The organism is Mesorhizobium sp. M0074, from assembly GCF_040322975.1.
GTDB lineage: Bacteria > Pseudomonadota > Alphaproteobacteria > Rhizobiales > Rhizobiaceae > Mesorhizobium.
Map to the genome: position 1 here is coordinate 1 of NZ_JAMYUM010000103.1, position 575 is coordinate 575.

Genomic DNA, 575 nt, shown 5'->3' on the forward strand with positions numbered 1-575 from the left:
GGTCATGCCGCGCCAGACGACCATGTTGCCGGGACTCGGATCATGTTTGCGGGCGAGAGCCGCCAAGCATGGCGATTTGCAGCAGGTAGGCGGCGAGCGTGGGCCGTTGGAGGCGCGGTCGCGTTCGGGACGCGTCGATCTGGTCGAGCGCAGTGATCTCGGCGAAGGTGAGAACGCTGTCGGGCGCGGCGTCTGGCTTGGCGCGCGCCGACATAGTGACGAAGAATATGCGCCAGCTGACCACCGCTATGAGAGCGAGGAACTTCGCCAGCCTCTCTGCGGTCTCGAGCCTCGCCTCCTCGGCACGGCAGCCGGACTTCATGACCTTGTGGAACACCTCCGCCTTCCAGCGCACGGCGTACCAGCCGAGCTTCTCGACCGCCACGGAGAGATCTTCGACCGGCAGGTTGGTCACCAGCTTCCAGTCGATCGGCTCGCGACCGGGCGGCGGATTCTCCTCGAGGGTGTGGATGTGGGTCAGAACCTGCGGACTGTAGCGCTTCTGTTTGCCCACGGGCGGCAATGTGTTGATGGCGGCGAACTTCACCTGCAGCCAGGTCGTCTCGTCCTGATCG

The 575-nt window shown here is 65.0% G+C and carries 1 pseudogene; it reads right to left on the reverse strand.

The annotated features are described in order from the left end of the window. Positions 1 to 40: 40 nt before the first annotated feature. Positions 41 to 575 (reverse strand): annotated as a pseudogene (locus tag NKJ73_RS34165) (IS4 family transposase); the annotation flags it as partial.